Consider the following 19,617-nt stretch of genomic DNA (forward strand, 5'->3'; position numbering starts at 1 on the left):
ATTGAGGTGGGCATTCAAAATGCCTCAATGGCTATTTTGATTGCTATTACCTTTTTATCCAATCCGGCCTACGCCACTTCCGCCGGAGTTTACGGCGTAACCATGTACATCGGCGCGGTGTTTCTGGCTGTCTGGGCTAAGAAACAATATCAGCGTCGCTAAATTATTCCGGCGTATTAAGGCCAATATTGCAGCCCCGGTGCACTTATTTTAATTAAAACCCGGTCAATGCCTTGCGAGGCTTGATTTTATGGCCTTTAACCTGTTTAATTCCGCAGTTTTATTCGCTCGCCCGGGAAACATGCGCGTACTGTTAATTGATAATTTCGACTCTTTTACGTTCAATCTGGCTCGTTACTTTGAAGAGCTGGCGTGTTCGGTGCAGGTGGTGAGAAATAATCAGATCAGTATCGCTGAAGTTAAAAAACTCAGACCGGACCTAATCGTTATATCGCCTGGCCCTTGCTCACCCAATGAAGCCGGTATCTCGCTGCAATTGGTGCAGGAGTTGTCCGGTAAAATTCCGATATTTGGTGTTTGTCTGGGCCATCAGGTCATTGCTCAGGTGTTTGGCGCGGATGTGCAGCGCGCTGCGAAAGTGATGCATGGTAAAGTTTCAACCGTGGCCCATTCGGGTCATAAAATGTTTACTGGCATACCTGAAAAGTTCACAGTTACACGCTATCATTCTTTGGTAGTGGCAGCGCCATCATTACCGGCAGATTTTGAGGTGACTGCCGTCACAGACAACAGCAACAATCAGTCTGTGGAAGTCATGGCGATAGCACACAAGACTTTACCCTTATGGGGGGGTGCAGTTTCATCCTGAGTCTCATTTGACTGAGTTTGGTCACCGAATTTTACACAACATATTAGCTTTGGTCGCGGATTCTGCCCGGGCTTAACAACAGACTAGTTTGACAAGAAGATATTGAGAACCGGCATGACTGGCCAGCAAGACATTCGCACAGATATAGACAACCGTTACTACCATTTATTAATGGGCTTACAAACCGGTCAGGCCGCCGCCGGAATCGAAGTCGAAGGCAAGGTTAAGGCCGAACAGTCGGAACAGTTAAATGCCCGCCGGAAATTGCTGGATGTAGAACGGATTGCAATGCGGGACAAAGAGCTCAATCAGCGTTCCAAACAACATTATCTGGAAAATATCAGTACCATAGTGCATGAAGAAGTTTGTGACCGAATGCAGAAAAAAATCGACAATATTGATGAACTGAGCAGTAAAATCATTGGTATTGATGATGGTCTGGCCGCAGTGTATGACGGCCTGTCTGTGAAAGCGGCGTCAATTGCCAAAATTGAACCTGGCATTGCCGCCATTCCCTGGTTAGCCAAAGAATTGATGGATCTGGCCAACAGCCCCAAATACCGTAAAACGGACCGCTTGGGGAAAGTTGTCAGGTACGAAACGTTGCGTATGGCACTGAGTTTCTTTGGCATTGAAAACCTGAAGTTACTTATACCTATGCTTTCGGTGCAACGCTGGATCCCCAAAATCACCGATCCGTATCCCGCCTTTAAACAAAAACTGTGGGAACAGATTATTGCCACCGGTATTAGTTGCCGCAAAATCGCAGAACTTTCCAAAGTGGATCCGTTTCATGGGTACGTTGCCGGAATGCACCATGAAATGGGAAAAATTGCCATCAGCAAAATGTTTTTCAAGTTCTTTGACAAGGTGCTGCAGGAGGCCATGATGGAAGCCCACAAAGAGCAAAAGCGAGAAGAGCATTTAGCCCTGCAGCAGGTTAAAATTGATCCCGATGTGTGGTTGGCCATGATGTGGAATCAGTCTTATCAGATTTCAGCCAACGTGATGAAGCACATGAACATGAAACGGGTAATGGTGGCCGGTGCTTTGCAGGAGCTGGCCGATAAAACCGCGATTGTTGACCGTTCACCCCTTGGACGGGTACTGGAACAGGGCCGTTGTTATGCCCGCTTTCGAATGCTGCGCAGTTATAAATTGATCAACATGGAAGATGCCAAACAATACCTGATTGCCTGTCGGATGCCCAAAGGCGCAGTTGCCGCCTTAAAAACCGTTGATATGCGACAGCTAAGCCTGGCATTTGGCGAAGAATAATCGCCGGATTAATGTACTCAGAATGGAGGTCTTTAGCTGGCATTCAGGCTTTTCCCTTCTATATAGCAAAATAATCTAAAAAATAAGAATTCAGTTCTATATAAGAGTGGGGTGTTGATAAATACGCCAGATTTGAGGCTTTTGCCCTGCTTTTTGAAAGTCTTTTCTGAAACTTTCACATACTTATTCATTTTCTATGCAATTCTAACGAAGCCCTTTTATACTAAAGGCTGGGCCCCCTTTTTCGGGAAGACAAAAGGGGAATTTTCTGGAATAATGCGCTCTCTTTTTTCACGGTGTATTACCGAATTTACTCTACAGGAGGCAATATATGAATGTGACTCGTGAAATGTTTGCTGATGTCATGGTACCAAATTACAACCCGGCGGCGATGGTGCCAGTTCGCGGTGAAGGTTCAAAAGTGTGGGACCAGGAAGGCAACGAGTACATTGATTTTGCTGGTGGTATTGCAGTTAACGCATTGGGTCATTGTCACCCGGAAATGGTGGCTGCATTGAAAGACCAAAGTGAAAAGCTTTGGCACTTAAGTAATGTATTTACCAACGAGCCAGCAATCAGATTGGCGAAAAAGCTGACTGACGCCACCTTTGCTGAACGTGTTTATTTTGCCAACTCCGGTGCAGAAGCCAACGAAGCCGCGTTAAAACTGGCGCGTCGCTGGGCATTAGATCACCACGGTGAAGACAAAAATCAAATCATTTCTTTTAAGCAAGGCTTCCACGGTCGTACATTCTTTACGGTTACTGTGGGTGGTCAGGCTGCTTATTCCGACGGTTTTGGTCCTAAGCCAGGTGCTATCGATCACGCGGTATACAACGATCTGGACAGCCTGAAAGCGATCATGAGCGACAAAACCTGCGCGGTAATGATGGAGCCGCTGCAAGGTGAAGGTGGCATTATCTCGCCTACGCCAGAGTTTGTAGAAGGCGTCAGAGCCTTGTGTAATCAACACAATGCCCTGTTGATTTTTGATGAGGTGCAATCTGGTGTTGGCCGTACTGGCGAATTGTATGCGTACATGGGACTGGGTGTTACCCCGGATATCCTGACCACGGCTAAAGCGCTGGGTGGCGGATTCCCGATTGGTGCCATGTTAACCACAGCTGCGATTGCAGAAAGTCTGAAGCCTGGTACTCATGGTAGTACTTATGGCGGTAACCCCTTAGCCTGTGCTGTTGCAGAGCGCGTTTTTGATATTGTTAACAATCGCGAACTTCTGGACGAAGTTAAGCGCAAGGAACAACTGTTCCGCGATGGCCTGAATGCCATTAACGAAAAATACAATGTGTTCAGCGAAATTCGCGGTAAAGGTATGTTGTTAGGTTGTGCCCTGAACGAAGATTACGCTGGTCGTAGCCGGGACTTTCTGGTTGCGTCAACGGCAGCGAACCTGATGTGTCTGGTAGCGGGTGCCAACGTGGTGCGTTTTGCGCCGTCTTTGGTTATTCCTGACGCTGACATCAAAGAAGGTTTAGCGCGCTTTGAAAAGGCGGTTGCTGCCGTGGTTAACGGCCAGGAATAAGTCCCATGGTGATTATTCGTCCAATCGCAGCAGATGATTATCAGGCGCTCTATGAGATTGCCAACGAGTCAGGCATTGGCTTTACGTCTTTGCCTGTTAACGAGGAAATTTTACGCAAGAGAATCGCCCATGCCGAAGCGTCTTTTGCCAAAAAAGACGTTTCAAAGCCTGGTGTTGAGGATTATCTGTTTGTGATGGAAGATGCACAAACCAAGCGTGTACTGGGGACCAGTGGCATTGAAGCCGCGGTAGGTATGGACAATACCTTTTACTGCTACCATTTGGGTAAAGTGGTACACGCTTCCCGCGAATTAGGCATTCGCAACGAAGTAGGGACTCTGACTCTGTGTAACGATTACACCGGTGCGTCAGAGATTTGTACCCTGTTCTTACGCGAAGAAGCCAGACAAGGCGCCAACGGCAGATTTCTGTCTAAATTCCGCTTTCTGTTTATTGCTGAGCATCGTCATCGCTTCTCTGACACTATTATTGCAGAGATGCGTGGTGTCAGTGATGAAAACGGTAGCTCACCCTTCTGGCAGTGGCTGGAAGAACACTTTTTTTCCATGGATTTTCCCACAGCGGATTACCTCACTGGTATAGGTCAAAAGGTGTTTATCGCAGAACTGATGCCAAAGTACCCCATCTACGTCAATTTGCTCAGCGCCGAAGCGCAGGCGGTGATCGGTCAGGTGCACGAAAAAACCAAACCCGCCCTGAACTTGCTGATGAGTGAAGGGTTTAGCAAAGGCGGTTACGTCGATATCTTTGACGGTGGCCCGACCGTCGAGGCGAATGTAAATTACATTCGCACCGCACAGGCCAGTCGCAATTTGCCGATTGAAATAGACGCTGCACTGGAAGACGCGAAGGACACGCACTTTGTCATCAATACCCGGGTGCAGGAGTTCCGCGGCGTTATGGCTTGCGTCAAGGTAGACGAAGAAAGGCAGGTGGCGCGCATTGCTCCGCAAGCAGCGGGCGCACTGAACCTGAGCGCCGGTGAGGCCATTCGTTTCGCTCCGATCCATTTAGGAGGATAATTATGTCTGAACAGATTCATTACATTGGTGGCCAGTGGGTTGCCGGTGAAGGACACGGTGTGAATTCCGTTGATCCTGCCAAAAAACAACAAATCTGGCAGGGAAGTGCTGCCAGTGCCGCTCAGGTTGACAGCGCTGTAGCTGCGGCCAGAGAAGCCTTTCAAAGCTGGCAGCAGGTCAGCTTTGATGAGCGCGTAGCCATTATTGAAAAATTCGCCGCACTGTTAGGTGAACACAAAGCACATCTGGCGAAAGTGATTGCCAAAGAAACCGGTAAACCCGAGTGGGAAACTGCCACTGAAGTGGGTGCCATGATCGGTAAAGCCGCGATTTCGATTCGCGCTTACAACGAACGTACCGGTACTGTGGAAAACGCCATGCCTGTGGGTAAGGCCTTTATTCGCCATAAGCCACACGGTGTTGTGGCGGTATTTGGCCCTTACAACTTCCCGGGGCACCTGCCTAATGGCCACATTATTCCTGCGCTGTTAGCGGGGAATACTGTGGTATTTAAGCCCAGTGATTTAACTCCAATGGTAGCGGAAGAAACCGTTAAGCTATGGCAGCAGGCGGGATTACCGGCAGGCGTTTTAAACCTGGTACAAGGGCATGTTGAAACCGGCAAAGCTCTGGCTTCTCACGCCGGTATTGACGGTTTGTTCTTTACCGGTAGCTCCAGAACCGGCAAGTTATTACACGAACAATTCGCCGGCCATCCTGGTAAAATACTGGCGCTGGAAATGGGCGGCAATAACCCGCTTATCGTTAAGGATGTGGCTGACATTGATGCCGCTGTACACGACATAGTGCAATCTGCGTTTATCACCAGCGGTCAACGCTGTACCTGTGCCCGTAAGGTGTTTTTAGCAAAAGGTGAGCAGGGTGATGCAATTCTGGCGCGCCTTATCGAAGTTACCCGCAATATCAGTGTCGGCCATTATGATGCCCATGAGCAGCCTTTTATGGGTGCCATGGTATCTGCTCATGCCGCCAGTTTGATGGTGCAGGCGCAACAGTCGTTATTAGACCTGGGTGCCAGCTCGCTGGTGGAACTGACCCATACCGACACCGAAAGCGGCTTTGTCACACCTGGTATTATTGATGTGACAAACATCATCGATACTATGCCGGATGAAGAACATTTTGGTCCGCTTTTGAAAGTGGTGCGTTACGACGATTTCGATACCGCTATCGATCAGGCCAACAATACGGCATTTGGGTTGTCTGCGGGTTTGTTAGCGGATAGCGAAGCGGATTATCAGCATTTCTTCAGCCGCATCAGAGCCGGCATTGTTAACTGGAACCGTCCAATTACCGGTGCCAGCAGTGCTGCGCCGTTTGGTGGAATTGGTGAAAGTGGTAATCATCGCGCCAGCGCCTATTATGCCGCAGATTATTGCGCGTATCCGGTGGCATCAGTAGAGTTAGAAAAAGTGGCTATGCCTGGCACGCTAAGTCCAGGTCTCAAATTCTAAATCTCTGATTTAAAATCACCTTTAATTACATTCATGCTCATCGCTTAGGCGATGGGCATTTTCTGGTTGTTTGAAGTAAGAAAATCTATGAATACGAAACTCGATTCCCTGTTTGCCAATTTGTGGCAAGACTATATTAATATCACGCCTTCTGCTCACAAGATCCACGATCTGCTGGGCATGCACGGTGAAATTATCAATGATCATATCGCCCTGCGTACCTTCAATCTTGAGAAAGTGAACCTGGACAAGATCTCGGCTCATTTCACAGAGCTTGGTTATGTTGAAAAAGGCCAATACCAGTTTGAAGAAAAGAAACTGCGTGCCAAGCATTTTGAACACCCTGAAGCCAACCGCCCAAAAGTGTTTATCAGTGAACTGCTGGTGGAAGAGTTTTCTGCTGAGTTACAGGCAACGGTGCAAGACATGGTGGCGCAGATAGATTCGGCAGCCGTCAGTGCTGAAGGTTTTGTCTATTCAGGCGTACACTGGCAAATCAGCAGCGAGCAGTACGACGCCCTGTTGCAGGAGTCGGAATACGCGGCCTGGATGGCGGCCTGGGGTTTCCGTGCCAACCACTTTACCGTCAGCTCCAATCACCTTGATAGACTGAGCCAGCTTACCGCTATCAATGAAACCCTGAAAGAAGCGGGTTTCGAGCTGAATACCTCTGGTGGCGAAATTAAAGGTGGTGAAGAGGTGTTTTTAGCACAATCTTCCACAATGGCGGATAAGGCCGCAGTGAAATTCAGCGACATTGAGCGCGTTATCCCCAGCTGCTTTTATGAATTCGCACAGCGTTACCCCATGCCGAATGGTCAGTTATATCAGGGATTTGTAGCGGCTTCTGCGGATAAGATCTTTGAAAGTACTAACGCCCGAAAGCTGGACAGTTAATCAGTTTCAGTATGACGTAGTTTGCACGTCAGTGTAAAAAATAGAAGTAGCTCCCGACGGAGCTACTTCAGTTTCATTTCTCTATCCCGGTAACTTAACTACCAACTGTAGCGAATGCTTGCCTGGGCATTTCTTGGAGCGCCAAAAAATCCCTGATTGTAGAAATCGATACTGGAAAAGTACTTTTCGTCAAATACATTGTTAATATTTGCCGATAGCACCCAGGCAGGAGTCAATTGATAACTGGCCATCAGATTGACGACGGTGTAGCTGTCTTGTGTAAATGTTTCGCCATTGGGACCTGCGCCAGGATTTTCTGTTTTGCTTTGCCAGTTGGCGTTAATGCCAAAGGTGATCGCGTCTGACAGTGAGTACAGGGCACTGGTTTTTATCATGGATTTCGGTAAGAAGGGGGCAAAGTTACTGCCATCCACGTCTTCTGCATCATTGTAGGTATAGCTTAGTAAAACGTTAAGTTGCTCAGTAATATGCCCGTTTAGTTCCACTTCAAAGCCCGTGGTTTTCGCTCCTTTCACAGCTATCGACGGGAAGATTGTTGTGCCGGGTAGTGGTTCGGTATTATTGGGATCTGAAATGGCCAGATTGTCTTCCTCGACTTCATACACTGCGACACTGGCACTGAGCATGTCATTGAAAAAGTCCCCTTTAATGCCTAGTTCGAGGTTCGTACCTTCCACCGGACCAATAAGTTCATTGTTGGCGTTACGCGCTTCCTGCGGCTGGAAAATTTCTGTGTAGCTGCCGTACACTGAAATATAACGATTGATCGCATATACCAGGCCCGCATAAGGGGTATTTACATGGTCATTATCATACTTACTACTCGCCCAGGGCGATGCGGCATCGTACTCGTAGTTGGTGATCCGGTTACCTATGATGGCGGTCAGCTTGTCTGTCAGGCTCAGCTTTGCGGCTGCGTAAACACCCTGCTGGGTGTGGGATTCGGTGGTGGAATAATTAGGAGTATCACCAAAGTTTAATTCAGGCACTCCCTGACCCCAGTTGAAGATACTGGGGATCACTATGGCATCGGCCGTGCCGTATGAGCTTGCATCAACATCCTGTTTGGCGTGTAACAGGCCCGCGGTTAGCTGGTGCTCACGGCCAAACAGTGTAAAGGGACCAGACAGTAATAGTCTCACCGAGGTCTGCTCTCTGTCTGATACATAATTGTTGGGAGATGCACTAAATCCCTCACCGGTTTCGCGACTGGGAAACCCGGAAAAATACAGCAGGTAGCCATTCATATCATCTTCTCTTTGCTCAATATCGGCCTGCAAGTTCCAGTTGTTGTCAAAGGCGTGTTCCAGTTTGATAAAGGCGTTCATACCTTCACGGGCCCAGCTGTTCCATGGTGATGCGGTGGTTGTTTCCACGGGTAAGTCGTCGGTTTGTGTGCCGTCTGAATAGAACAGTGGCAAGGCGCCCCACATACTGCCTTTGGGGTTGCGCTCACTGTAATCTGCGCCGGCGGTGATCCGGGTTTGGTCAGTGATATCTGCGGCGACTACGGCATAGACCTGGGTATTGTCTTTTTCTGATAAACGTACATAACTGTCGCCTTGTTCATGGGCTATTGCCACTCTGGCTCTGACATTGCCGTCATCGCTGAGTAATTGCGAGTGATCCGCTTCCAGTCTGACGTTACTCCATGAACCGATTTCCAGACTGGCATAGCCAGTGTTATCCATTTTGGGACGTTTGCGAATTAAGTTGATGGCCGCTGAAGGTTCACCGGAGCCGGTTAGCAGGCCGGTGGCACCGCGCACCACTTCAACCCGGTCAAACAAAATAGAGTCTGCCAGCGCTTCACTGAAAAAGCTGTTGTAAGCGATGGGTACACCGTCTAACTGGAAATTGGTGACATCCCGGCCACGAGAACGGAAGAAATAGCGGTCTGTTTCTGCCTGTTGTGCCTGAATGCCGGGCGCAAACTGCATCACGTCCGCGACGGTATCCAGTGCAAAACTATCTATCAGGGTGCTATCAATAATGGAGATAGACTGAGGCGTTTCACGCAAGGTCAGTGGCAATCCTGTTGCCGTGGTTGCCTGATCTAAGCGACTACCTGTGACTTCTATATGCTCGAAGATCTTTTCTCTGACGTTGTCATCCTGAGAAGCGGGTGCTGCCTGTTCATTTTGTTGTGCGTTGGAAACTATCGGTAAAAGTGCGGAAACTACCGCCAAACGACAGAGATTTCGCTTAAATGTGTTCATAAAATGGCCTTGTGTTGCTGTATTGTTCTGGCGCGAATGATAATGGTTATCAATACGGTGTGTCGAGGGGTTTTTATAACAATGTTGGTCTAAGTCATCGTTTCCTGGCACAAGCAACACTCAGTCACAGCACTGGACATCGCAATGAGTCGCATTATAATGTAAATAAGAATCAATAATATTTACTGCAGCTGATATCAATCTCTGGTTATGAGCTGGCTGCACATCATTGCCGGATCGGCAGACAAACCAAACTCAGAATCCTGATACTACCCGGAGCAGATTTGAACCGTCATTTCCCCGTCATTTTGTGGGCTTTCGCGAACCTGGCTCTCTTTGGGTGTGTCCCTGCGCCCGTGCCGGATTACGATATGCGTGAAGCGCAGCCCGGCGGTGGTATGACGGCCGGCCGATTATCAGAGCGAACCTATATCGTTCCGGGGCAGAATTTAGATAATGCTCAGAAGCTGGATTACTGGACCGGCTTTTCTTTGTTTCGGGATCCCTGGGTCATTGCGCCCAGCTCCACAACCGACCGGGATGGCCTGGGGCCCCTGTTTAATACCCGTTCCTGCATTAGTTGTCACACTGCCGGCGGTCGGGGGGATGTCGCTATTGAGGGGATCAGTAAGCCATCGGCGCTGGTATTGCGCCTGGGGCCAGAAAAGGATTCAGCACCATTAACAGAGCCAAATTATGGTGGGCAGCTGCAATCACGTGCCATCGCGCTTGCCCATAGCAACATGGCGGCCCCGCTGCAACCCGAGGGAAAATTAAGCCTCAGCTATCTGGAAGTGGCGCGCTATCAGATAGATGGTGTTGACTATCCACTGATGCAGCCGCAATACCAGTTGGTGGATCTGGCTTATGGTGAGCTGGCCGAAGGTATTGGCCTGTCACCACGGCTGGCACCTGTGATATATGGTCTGGGGTTACTGGATGCCATTTCAGATGTTGATTTGTTAGCCCAGGAAGATGCGCAGGATAGCAACGAGGATGGTATTTCCGGGCGTTATAACCGTGTGCCTGATGCAGCTACCGGCGAGTTGGCATTGGGTCGTCTGGGCTTAAAAGCGAAACATCCCAATTTAAAACAACAGATTGCTGCTGCCTTTCGGGATGATATTGGTATCACCAATACACTGTTTCCCAATGAGGCCTGTACTGAGTACCAGCAAGATTGCCGGAAACTGGCCGAATCAGGGGGGCACGAGTCAGTGGAAATCCCCGATAAGCTGCTGAACCTGGTGCTGAATTTTTCAGCATTTATGGCAGTGCCTCCGGCGCGTAATACGCAAAGTGAGGCGTTTCTTAAAGGGCGGCAGAGTTTTTATCAGTCAGGATGCGCCAGCTGCCATACACCGAGTTACCGGACTGATCCCGGCTATCCGGTTACTGCGCTGGCAGGACAGACTATCTGGCCATACACTGACCTGGCATTGCACGATATGGGGGCGCTGTTGGCTGATGGCGTGCGGGAACATTCAGCCACAGGCACTGAATGGCGCACTCCGCCACTATGGGGAATCGGGCTGAGATCTCAGTATGGACAACAGCAGGCCTACCTGCATGACGGGCGAGCCACCAGTCTGGTGGAGGCAATACTTTGGCATGGTGGAGAGGCTGAGCGAAGTAAACAACGCTTTATTGCACTGCGTACCGATGAGCGACAGGCACTTATCCGTTTTCTAAATTCGATTTAAGGGTGTCAGTGTTCAATATAACTATCAATCAGGAGAAGTGAATTGCTGCGACGAGATTTTTTGAGCTATGCCGGCGCGCTGTCATTGAGTGGGCTGTTACCAGGCTGCAGCCGGTTCAGTCAGGCATCTGACGTGGTACTGGCAAGTGCCTCTTCCGATTATATCGGGAATTATTATGCGGTAGCGGTCAACCTTGCCGGGGAGTTACTCAGTAAGGTGCAATTGCCGCAACGAGGCCATGAAGTACTGGCATTACCCCACAAACCGGGACATGCGTTGGTGGTTGCACGTCGCCCGGACCGTTATCTGGTGGAAGTAGATTTTAACAACAGCGTGATTAGTCGACAGATCACCAGTGAGCCGGACACGCACTTTTATGGTCACGCCTGTCTTTCGCCTGATAACCAATACCTGTATACCACTGAGAACCGGTTCTCTGATGGACGGGGCGTGATTGTGGTGCGGGATTTACACAACCTGCAGGTGCTGGAGCGATTTGATTCCGGCGGTATTGGTCCCCACGACATCGCCTTTTTGCCTGATGGTAAAACACTGGCAATAGGCAATGGTGGTATACAAACTCACCCTGATTATCAACGCGTTAAGTTAAACCTGGATACGATGGCGCCAAACCTCAGTTATCTGGATATCGGCAGCGGAAAATTGATGGCCAGTTATCATCCGCAAAATCATCAGTTGAGTATGCGGCATCTCGATGTCAGGGAAGATGGCAAGGTATTCATTGGCGTACAGTATCAGGGACCAGAACAGGATATTGTGCCTTTGGTGTACGCGCACCAAGGCGAAGACCAGTTAATCGCCTTCGATGCCCCGGATGAGCAGTGGCGTAGTATGCATCAGTATACCAGTAGTGTCGTGGTAAAAGATCAAAAGCTGTTTGTAACCTGTCCCAGGGGCGGATATCTAAAATCCTGGCATGCCGACGAACATCGCTTTATCGCCAGCGACAGTATGTCGGATGTGTCGGGATTGTGTTTGTTGGGTCAGCAGTTAACTGCTTCAACAGGCCATGGCCAGCTGTTAAAACAGGCGGGTAAAGATTATCTGGCGAGCGAGGTGGACGGCATTCGCTTTGACAACCATATGACCACATTGTACAGCGCCTGAGCAAGAAAAACCCGCTTTGAAGCGGGTTGTTTTGGATGGGTTGCTTTGGACGGGTTAGTTTAAGTCTTCATCTACCCAGAATTTGGTACCTTTAATGGTGGCCTGTAAAGCAAGACCCGATTCGGTAAAGGTATAAACGGTAACATCACCATAATAGGCTTCGCCTTCCACGGAAGCGCCTTTATCTCCGGCCTTGGCGGCTGCATCGGCGTTGCCACCAAAGGTCCAGCCTGATTCGATAAAGCGGTTAAGTGCCTTTTCATTGTGGAATACCATGACAATGCGATAGTCTTTGGCGCCAAAGCCCAGACCAACCCCACCTTCTGCCATATTCATGTAGGTGTGTTTTCCGGTACGCATGTTCTTAGCGACACCATAACCACCACCGGCGGCCACAAAAATCACATTGACGTTGGCATTGGAAAACACTGCGTAACCGGCAGCCGTATTGACCTGGCTTCGGGTATCGGGTTTTTCCTCGAATAACTGTGTTAAGACCTGATCTTTCATTTGCAATACACGTTGTTGCTGTTCCTGCACTGTGCCCTCTGAAGACGTGCCGGCACAACCCAGCATTGAAACTATCGCAATCATCAAAAATAAACGGCGAAGATACTGCATAGAGACTCCTTTTTGTTTAGTCACTGATATTTTACGTTATGGCATAAATTCAGGGCATAAAAAAAGCTCCCAATTGGGAGCTTCTTCTCAAACTTTAACGGTTAACCTTCGTCGACAGCCACTGATAATGTTCCAATGCCCGCTTCTGCGGCCTGGTCCAGTACCTTAACAACGATACCGTGTGGTGCACCTTTGGCGGCTTTAACCACGGCAACGTCAGTTTCAACTTCTGCCAGATAGTTTTGAATGTTGGCGTTAACACGCTCAATATCAACCAGACGGTTGTTCATGTATATCTGACCGGTTTCAGTGATCAGAATGCTTACAGCATCAGATTTGGTTTGTTGCTGCTGTTGCTGGTCCTTTGGACGCTGAACTTCTAAGCCTTTTTCCTTCGCAAATGACGTTGTTACGATAAAGAAAATCAACATGATGAATACGATATCCAACATGGGTGTCATGTCGATATCTGCTTCGTCTTCTACTGTTTTATGCTTCTTAGCCATTTAAATACTCCGTATCCGCTCATTTGGGAAATACATTCGATACGTTTGGTGTCGGTATCATTATCGTTATAGACACATTACTCGCCACCCTATGGTGACGGGAGACTTCCAACTATAGCCTGGTAAGTGCTTCGCTGCTATTAAAAAATACATGCTTCCCACAAAAAATAAACTGTTTTATAACAATTTTTCGGTGCCTGCTGGATTAATAACCAATCTGTGTCGCAACGCTTGTTAAAAAATTTACCCTCAGCTTACAGCGATACTCCGCTGTGCAGCCAAACCCATTGCTAAAACCACAGGATCGGTTTTTTGCCGTTCGATAAAACTGGTTTTATCGCTCAGGCCAAACCAGTTATTGGCTATCAATGTTTGGGCCACTGCACCGCCCAATGTGGCGCCGGGACCTGTGATGATAAGCACCTCTGGCGCAAACTCTTTAATACTGACCTCGATGGCCTTGCTAAAATCATAGGTGCAGTTCACCTGGGTGCCCAGCGTATAACGATACAAGTCGGCAACAGAGGTGCTGTGTGGCTGCCAGATGTGACCTTCGCCATCCACCATGGGGATGGCGGGGGCAGCAAACAGTGATTCTGGTAATTGTTGTTGCCCTTTTATTGCTATCTCATCCAGCAAAGGCGTGTGGAATGCCGCGTGGTTAAATAAACGCATGGGATAACGGTTTTCCAGTTCAGGCAAATTCGTCATCAGGGCTTTTAAGGCCGCTTCATTGCCGCCAAACACCCTGTAACCGCCCAGGCGGATGGATTCATAAAGCTGACAACCGGGTTGCTGGTTGACCTGCTGTAATGCGGTCTGCACCTGGTCAAATCGATCTGGGCTGAATTTCCAGTTATCGTCCACGATGGGATAGATAACCTGGCCGCCAATCAGGCCATCAGTCATCATGGACCCCATGGTATTGATGACCTTTGCAGCGTTGCCATGGCTTAAGGCTCCGGCAACTGCGCAAGCGATATACCAACCCATGGAATTACCGGTAACTGCAACGATATCGTATTTGTCCCGGTTAATATCCTGAAAGTCACCGCGAGAGCAGGCATAAATCAATGACGAGGCATTCTCGCCTGCGGTGTGCAGGCGCATATTATATTTATCTGCGCTGTCCAACTCACGAATTGTCGTTTGATTTCGGGTTTGTCGATCAGCATCAATGGTGTCTATCATGGCTTGCTTATCAGCGTGATAGTTAGCCAGGTAGCCCAGTTCTTCTTTGTTATAGGTTCCGCGGCCCGGGCAAATCACCAGGGCACGTTTTTTCTGTGTTTGCGACATATCAGGACACTTGTTTCAGTGGATTGTTATTGTTGAGCAGGTTTTGTGCTGCAGTAACGATACCCTGGGTATCAGGTAAAACCTCATAAGAGGCGCTGCCCAGCGGAATAAAGCTATCTTCAGCCGCAATCCGCGCTATTTTGTCGGTAATGTTATGTTGCTCTTTCGCTTCGTGCAGTGCGGTGACTATCGCTTCGCTGATAGATCCGGTTTTACGGCATTCATCCACTACCAGAATGTGTTCACACTCTTTAACGGCATCGATAATGCCTGCTTCGTTCAGGGGTGCCAGCCAGCGAATGTCTATTACGCGACAGTCGATGCCTTGTTCCGCCAGTTGTTTTTCTGCCTGACGGGACAGATAGTAGCCGTTACCGTAGCTGATGATGGCCAGTTGTTTGCCTTTACCAAAAACGCCAGGTGTGCCCAGGGATATGGAATTTGGGGTATCCGGGGCCGGATATTCAAAGGTCCACAAGCCATCACCTTCTTCATGTAAGTCTTTGCGCATATACATGGCGATGGGTTCCAGGAAAATCACCACCCGTTGTTCTTCCTGAGCCAGGCGTACTGATTCCCGGAGCATAAATGCGGCATCTTCACCGTTCGACGGGCAAGCAACAATGAGGCCCGGAATATCGCGGAATACAGCAAAGGAGTTATCGTTGTGGAAATGACCGCCAAACCCTTTTTGATAGGCCAGACCGGCAATACGGATCACCATTGGATTGCTAAACTGACCATCAGAAAAGAAGGGTAAGGTGGCGGCTTCGCCACGGATCTGATCTTCAGCATTGTGCACATAGGCTAAAAACTGAATTTCTGGAATAGGCAAAATACCATTGTGGGCCATGCCGATGGCCAGCCCTAAAATAGATTGTTCATCCAGTAGGGTGTTGATAACACGAGAGTTACTAAATTTTTCCACCAGTTTACTGGTGACGCTGTACACACCGCCTTTGCGCCCTATGTCTTCACCACAGAGCACAATATTGTCTTGCTCATTCATCAGATCCATCAGGGTCCAGTTGATGATTTTCGCCAGGTGCTGTTTTTTACTCAGATTGTGTTTTTCATGGGCAAACAGCTGCTCACGTGCCATCGTTTGCCTAAATTCTGGTGTGCTTCGCTTTGCTGGGAGCAGCGATTTAAGTACCTGCTCGGCGGAGGTCAACCTTGGGCGATCACCGGCAATATCCGCGATGGCGGCTATGCGTTGTTTCAGGGAGTGATACAGCTGAGTGATTTGCTCAGCCGTCAGGATATTGTTTTCCATCAAGAGTCGGGCGCTATGCAATAAGGGGTCCTGATGTTCAATGGCATCAATTTCTGCGCCTTTGCGATAGGAAAATTCACTATCGGAACCGGCGTGACCTAACAGCCGGACAGTGTGAAAATGCAAGAACACTGGCTTGCGTTTTTGTCGGGCTATTTTGACTGCCTGACAGGCTTTAAGGTAAGTATCAGTTAAGCTCAGGCCATCGCATTCGATATAGGTCAGTTCTGGTCGATGGGCAAAATTTGCCTTTATCCAGCCACCCGGGGTCGGGGTGGAAATACCAATGCCGTTATCTTCGCAAACAAACACAATGGGCATAGGAATCGATTGGAATGCCGCCCAGCAGGTGGCATTTATGGCCCCTTGCGCGGTGGAGTGGTTGGCCGAGGCATCGCCGAAATTACACAAAATTACCCCATCGTCTTGCAGGGCTCCATCCAGTTGCAGCTTTCTTTTAAGCGCTACGCTGAAAGCGGCACCGGCGGCTTTGGGCAGGTGTGAGGCGATGGTGCTGGTTTGCGGTGGAATAAACAGACTTTTGCTGCCCAATACTTTATGGCGTCCACCGGATGTCGGATCTTCACAGGAGGCGGCAAATGACAGTAGCATGTCATACAGCGGGGTTTGCCCTTTGACCTGCTTTGAGCGTTGGATCATAAAGGCACCACTGCGATAGTGTAAAAATGCCATATCGTCGTGACGGAATGCTTTGCCGTAAGCGGCGTTGCCTTCGTGTCCGGCACTGCCGATAGTGTAAAAGCTCTTACCGGCCTTTTGCATTTTACGGGACTGTAAATCCAGTAAACGGCTCATGATTTGGGTTTCAAACAAATCGATGAGTTCTTCTGGGGATAATCCGGAACTGGCAATATCGGTATGAGAACGGGGCGTAGGGAAGGTGCCGTTTTTCACGGCATCGAGAAATTTATCTTCGATTAACTGATTGCGATCCAACATGCTATAGGCTCATTATGTGGATAAAAATGGTTGAGCCTGCGGGGCAAAGCCCCTTGGCTCTGTCGTTAGGTGCAGAATAGGTTCTGCTTTTTATTGTTTTTATTTTTACTCGTGCTGCAGTCTTAAAAGAGTTGCCCGGCAGAGCCGGGCGGGCACAGCGGTCAGGATTTATTATTATTATTGCCTGACGTTCTTAACTTTTAACCTGAAAATGCCTGTAACCCGGTTTGCGCTCTGCCCAAAATCAGGGCGTGCACATCATGGGTGCCTTCGTAGGTATTGACCGCTTCCAGGTTCATTACATGACGGATAACGTGAAACTCATCGGCGATACCGTTACCGCCATGCATATCACGGGCGACCCGGGCAATATCCAAAGCTTTGCCACAAGAGTTACGCTTGATTAGCGAAATTCCCTCGGGAGCCAGCTTGTTTTGATCCATTAAGCGTCCGGCTTGCAAACAGGCGCTTAGGCCCAACGTAATTTCGGTTTGCATATCGGCCAGTTTTTTCTGAATCAGCTGGGTAGCGGCTAACGGTCGACCAAACTGTTCTCTGTCCAGAGTGTACTGACGCGCCGCGTACCAGCAGTATTCTGCGGCTCCTAATGCGCCCCAGGCGATACCGTAACGGGCTTTGTTCAGGCAGCCAAATGGTCCTTTGATACCCTGTACATTGGGCATCAGGTTTTCTTCCGGGACAAACACGTTGTCCATTACGATTTCACCCGTGATGGAAGCCCTTAATGAAAACTTGCCTTCGATTTTAGGTGCTGACAGGCCTTCCATGCCTTTGTCCAGGATAAAGCCTCGTACTACACCGTCCAGTTTGCCCCAAACCACAAAGACATCAGCGATAGGGGAGTTGGTGATCCACATTTTCGTACCCGTCAGACGATAACCACCGTCAACTTTTTCAGCGCGGGTCGCCATGCTGGCGGGATCAGAACCTGAATTGGGTTCAGTTAATCCAAAACAGCCCACCCATTCGCCACTGGCCAGCTTAGGCAGATATTTGTCTCGTTGGGCTTCGGAGCCGTAGGTATAGATAGGATACATAACCAGAGAAGATTGCACGCTCATGGCGCTGCGATAACCAGAGTCGACGCGCTCGACTTCACGAGCAATCAATCCATAGGCGACGTGATTTACTTCAGCGCAACCGTATTTTTCCGGGAGAGTACAACCTAACAGTCCTAGTTCACCGAGTTCGTTCATGATGTCACGATCAAAGTGTTCGTGGCGGTTGGCCTCCAACACTCTGGGCATCAGGCGCTCCTGACAATATTGGTGGGCGCTGTCTCGGATCAGACGTTCGTCTTCTTCCAGAAAAGACTCTAGCAACAAGGGATCTTCCCAATTAAATGCAACTTTGGTTGAGGCAGAACTCATTGAATCTCTCGGCGATGTAAGCAAATTGTTAATGGAGCCTAGTGTAAGCTTAAAACAAGATAAATAAAAAATATATTTTATTGAGGTTTGATATAGGTAAAATCTATAGCTGATTAAGACAAGTCATTGGTGGGAAAATTGGATCTCAGAGCATTGCGTTATTTTGTGGCGGTTAAAGAAACCGGCAGTATTAGCGGCGCGGCAAGGCGTTGTTATGTGGCACAGCCTTCGATTTCTTCATCACTTAAACAGCTGGAAGAAACCGTGGGTAAATCTTTGTTTAGTCGCCATACCCGCGGTATGAAAGCTACCGAGGCGGCTGAACAGCTATATCCATTGGCTAAACAGCTGTTGGGGCAGGCCAGTGCCATCGAGGAGTTGTTTAAAACCGGGCGACAGAAGTTGCCCTTTCGACTGGGGGTAGTGCGTGGTCTTGGGGTGCAGCGGATGAGCCGCATACTGCAAAAGTTCACCAGTGAAAACCCAGATATCGAATTGACCTTAGTGCCCCCGGAAGAAGATTGTGACGCCCGCATTATTAATGAAACCATGCTGCAAAATCGTGAGCAGATGCAATTTATGTGGCAGGAAGCGTTTCAGATAGCCATTCCAGCAGGGCATCCGCTGACCCTGAAAAGTCGCCTGAATTTAGCGGATCTCGATGGTCTGGCATTTATTCAGCGTATGCCCTGCGAAGGTGGCTTGGCACTGCAAAATAAACTCAATGCCGCTGGTCTTAAATTGGATGTCAGGGCCAGAATTCAGACCATCGAATACGCCATCGGCCTGGTTAAAGCTGGTGTTGGCTGTGCATTGCTACCTAATTACAAAGAGATTGCCAATGAAGCTGAAATGCAATTTCGACAAATCACTGACGAACCTTTTTCCAGGCGCATCGTTCTGGCCTGGCAGCAAAATTCAGACATTGTCAGCTCCCTGATTGAGATAGTGCAGAGTTAAATCTCCCTGGCTAACTCCAGAGCCGCTTGATTGATGCCTTTTGCAATGCGTTCGTAGGTGCCGCAACGGCAAATGTTTCCGGACATGGCGCTGCGGATGGCGTCGTTGTCAGGGGCCTTATTAGATTGCAATAAATGGGTTGCCGACATCAGTTGTCCTGATTGGCAGTAGCCGCATTGCGGGACGCTGTGTTCCAGCCAGGCCGCCTGTAAAGCCTGCAATTCAGGGATATTGTCGTTTTCGATAGTTTCTATACTTTTGCCTTTGGCTTGTGCCAAAGGTAACAAACAACTGCGTATGGGTTTGCCGTCCAGCAATACGGTGCAGGCTCCACAAAGTCCCTGACCACAGCCAAATTTAGTGCCGGTGAGTTGTACTTCTTCCCGTAAAAACCACAATAAAGGCATCTCTGGATCAGCTTGAGTGGTTATTTCCTGCTGATTGATGGTGAGTTTAATCATGCTATGT

At 48.9% G+C, this 19,617-nt stretch carries 15 protein-coding genes and 2 pseudogenes; 10 read left to right on the forward strand and 7 right to left on the reverse strand.

Annotated features, from left to right (window positions below; all coding sequences use genetic code 11):
* The 7 genes and pseudogenes from LJ740_RS19905 to LJ740_RS19935 all read left to right on the forward strand — a co-directional run.
* Positions 1-162: pseudogene (locus tag LJ740_RS19905) on the forward strand (bile acid:sodium symporter family protein); the annotation flags it as partial.
* Between the two features lie 139 nt (positions 163-301).
* Positions 302-905, forward strand: a pseudogene (locus LJ740_RS19910) (anthranilate synthase component II).
* A 38-nt stretch (positions 906-943) separates the two neighbouring features.
* Positions 944-2,107, forward strand: coding sequence for an HDOD domain-containing protein (locus tag LJ740_RS19915; RefSeq protein WP_229530887.1), 1,164 nt, complete (start codon positions 944-946; stop codon positions 2,105-2,107).
* A gap of 331 nt (positions 2,108-2,438) precedes the next feature.
* Positions 2,439-3,650 carry an aspartate aminotransferase family protein gene (locus LJ740_RS19920; protein ID WP_229530888.1) on the forward strand — a complete coding sequence of 404 codons (1,212 nt, stop codon included), beginning with the start codon at positions 2,439-2,441 and terminating at the stop codon, positions 3,648-3,650.
* A gap of 5 nt (positions 3,651-3,655) precedes the next feature.
* Positions 3,656-4,693: an arginine N-succinyltransferase gene (gene astA / locus LJ740_RS19925; protein WP_229530889.1), complete on the forward strand. Its 1,038-nt coding sequence runs from the start codon at positions 3,656-3,658 to the stop codon at positions 4,691-4,693.
* Between the two features lie 2 nt (positions 4,694-4,695).
* Positions 4,696-6,168: a succinylglutamate-semialdehyde dehydrogenase gene (gene astD / locus LJ740_RS19930; RefSeq protein WP_229530890.1), complete on the forward strand. Its 1,473-nt coding sequence runs from the start codon at positions 4,696-4,698 to the stop codon at positions 6,166-6,168.
* 87 nt (positions 6,169-6,255) lie between these two features.
* Entirely contained in the window at positions 6,256-7,065 is an 810-nt protein-coding gene (locus LJ740_RS19935; protein WP_229530891.1) for a DUF1338 domain-containing protein, read from the forward strand.
* Between the two features lie 98 nt (positions 7,066-7,163).
* Here LJ740_RS19935 and LJ740_RS19940 read toward each other — a convergent pair whose 3' ends face one another.
* Complete coding sequence (locus tag LJ740_RS19940; RefSeq protein ID WP_229530892.1) at positions 7,164-9,305, reverse strand: TonB-dependent siderophore receptor; 2,142 nt, start codon at positions 9,303-9,305, stop codon at positions 7,164-7,166.
* Positions 9,306-9,676: 371 nt separating this feature from the next.
* On the opposite strand from LJ740_RS19940, the gene LJ740_RS19945 reads away from it, so the two are divergent.
* Positions 9,677-11,008 (forward strand): di-heme oxidoreductase family protein, encoded by a 1,332-nt coding sequence (locus LJ740_RS19945; RefSeq protein WP_229530893.1) that lies wholly within the window; start codon positions 9,677-9,679, stop codon positions 11,006-11,008.
* Positions 11,009-11,050: 42 nt separating this feature from the next.
* Positions 11,051-12,136, forward strand: coding sequence for a DUF1513 domain-containing protein (locus LJ740_RS19950; RefSeq protein ID WP_229530894.1), 1,086 nt, complete (start codon positions 11,051-11,053; stop codon positions 12,134-12,136).
* Between the two features lie 54 nt (positions 12,137-12,190).
* Here the strand turns inward: LJ740_RS19950 and LJ740_RS19955 are convergent, their stop codons facing one another.
* From LJ740_RS19955 to LJ740_RS19975, 5 genes are all read right to left on the reverse strand, one after another.
* The gene (locus tag LJ740_RS19955; protein WP_377306628.1) at positions 12,191-12,712 is read right to left on the reverse strand and encodes a lipid-binding SYLF domain-containing protein; all 522 of its coding nucleotides are present in this window, start codon (positions 12,710-12,712) and stop codon (positions 12,191-12,193) included.
* Between the two features lie 146 nt (positions 12,713-12,858).
* Entirely contained in the window at positions 12,859-13,263 is a 405-nt protein-coding gene (locus tag LJ740_RS19960) for an ExbD/TolR family protein (protein ID WP_229530895.1), read from the reverse strand.
* A gap of 249 nt (positions 13,264-13,512) precedes the next feature.
* On the reverse strand, positions 13,513-14,562 hold the full coding sequence (locus LJ740_RS19965) for an ACP S-malonyltransferase (RefSeq protein ID WP_229530896.1): 1,050 nt from the start codon (positions 14,560-14,562) through the stop codon (positions 13,513-13,515).
* Between the two features lies 1 nt (position 14,563).
* Entirely contained in the window at positions 14,564-16,798 is a 2,235-nt protein-coding gene (locus tag LJ740_RS19970; protein WP_229530897.1) for a dehydrogenase E1 component subunit alpha/beta, read from the reverse strand.
* Between the two features lie 200 nt (positions 16,799-16,998).
* Positions 16,999-18,189, reverse strand: coding sequence for an acyl-CoA dehydrogenase (locus LJ740_RS19975; protein WP_229530898.1), 1,191 nt, complete (start codon positions 18,187-18,189; stop codon positions 16,999-17,001).
* A gap of 129 nt (positions 18,190-18,318) precedes the next feature.
* On the opposite strand from LJ740_RS19975, the gene LJ740_RS19980 reads away from it, so the two are divergent.
* Entirely contained in the window at positions 18,319-19,149 is an 831-nt protein-coding gene (locus LJ740_RS19980; RefSeq protein WP_229530990.1) for a LysR family transcriptional regulator, read from the forward strand.
* Here the strand turns inward: LJ740_RS19980 and LJ740_RS19985 are convergent.
* Positions 19,146-19,610, reverse strand: a complete 465-nt coding sequence (locus LJ740_RS19985; RefSeq protein ID WP_229530899.1) for a (2Fe-2S)-binding protein — start codon at positions 19,608-19,610, stop codon at positions 19,146-19,148. The two genes, LJ740_RS19980 and LJ740_RS19985, sit on opposite strands and share 4 nt — an antisense overlap.
* Between the last annotated feature and the right edge of the window lie 7 nt (positions 19,611-19,617).

The organism is Planctobacterium marinum, from assembly GCF_020687805.1.
Taxonomy (GTDB): Bacteria; Pseudomonadota; Gammaproteobacteria; order Enterobacterales; family Alteromonadaceae; genus Planctobacterium; species Planctobacterium marinum.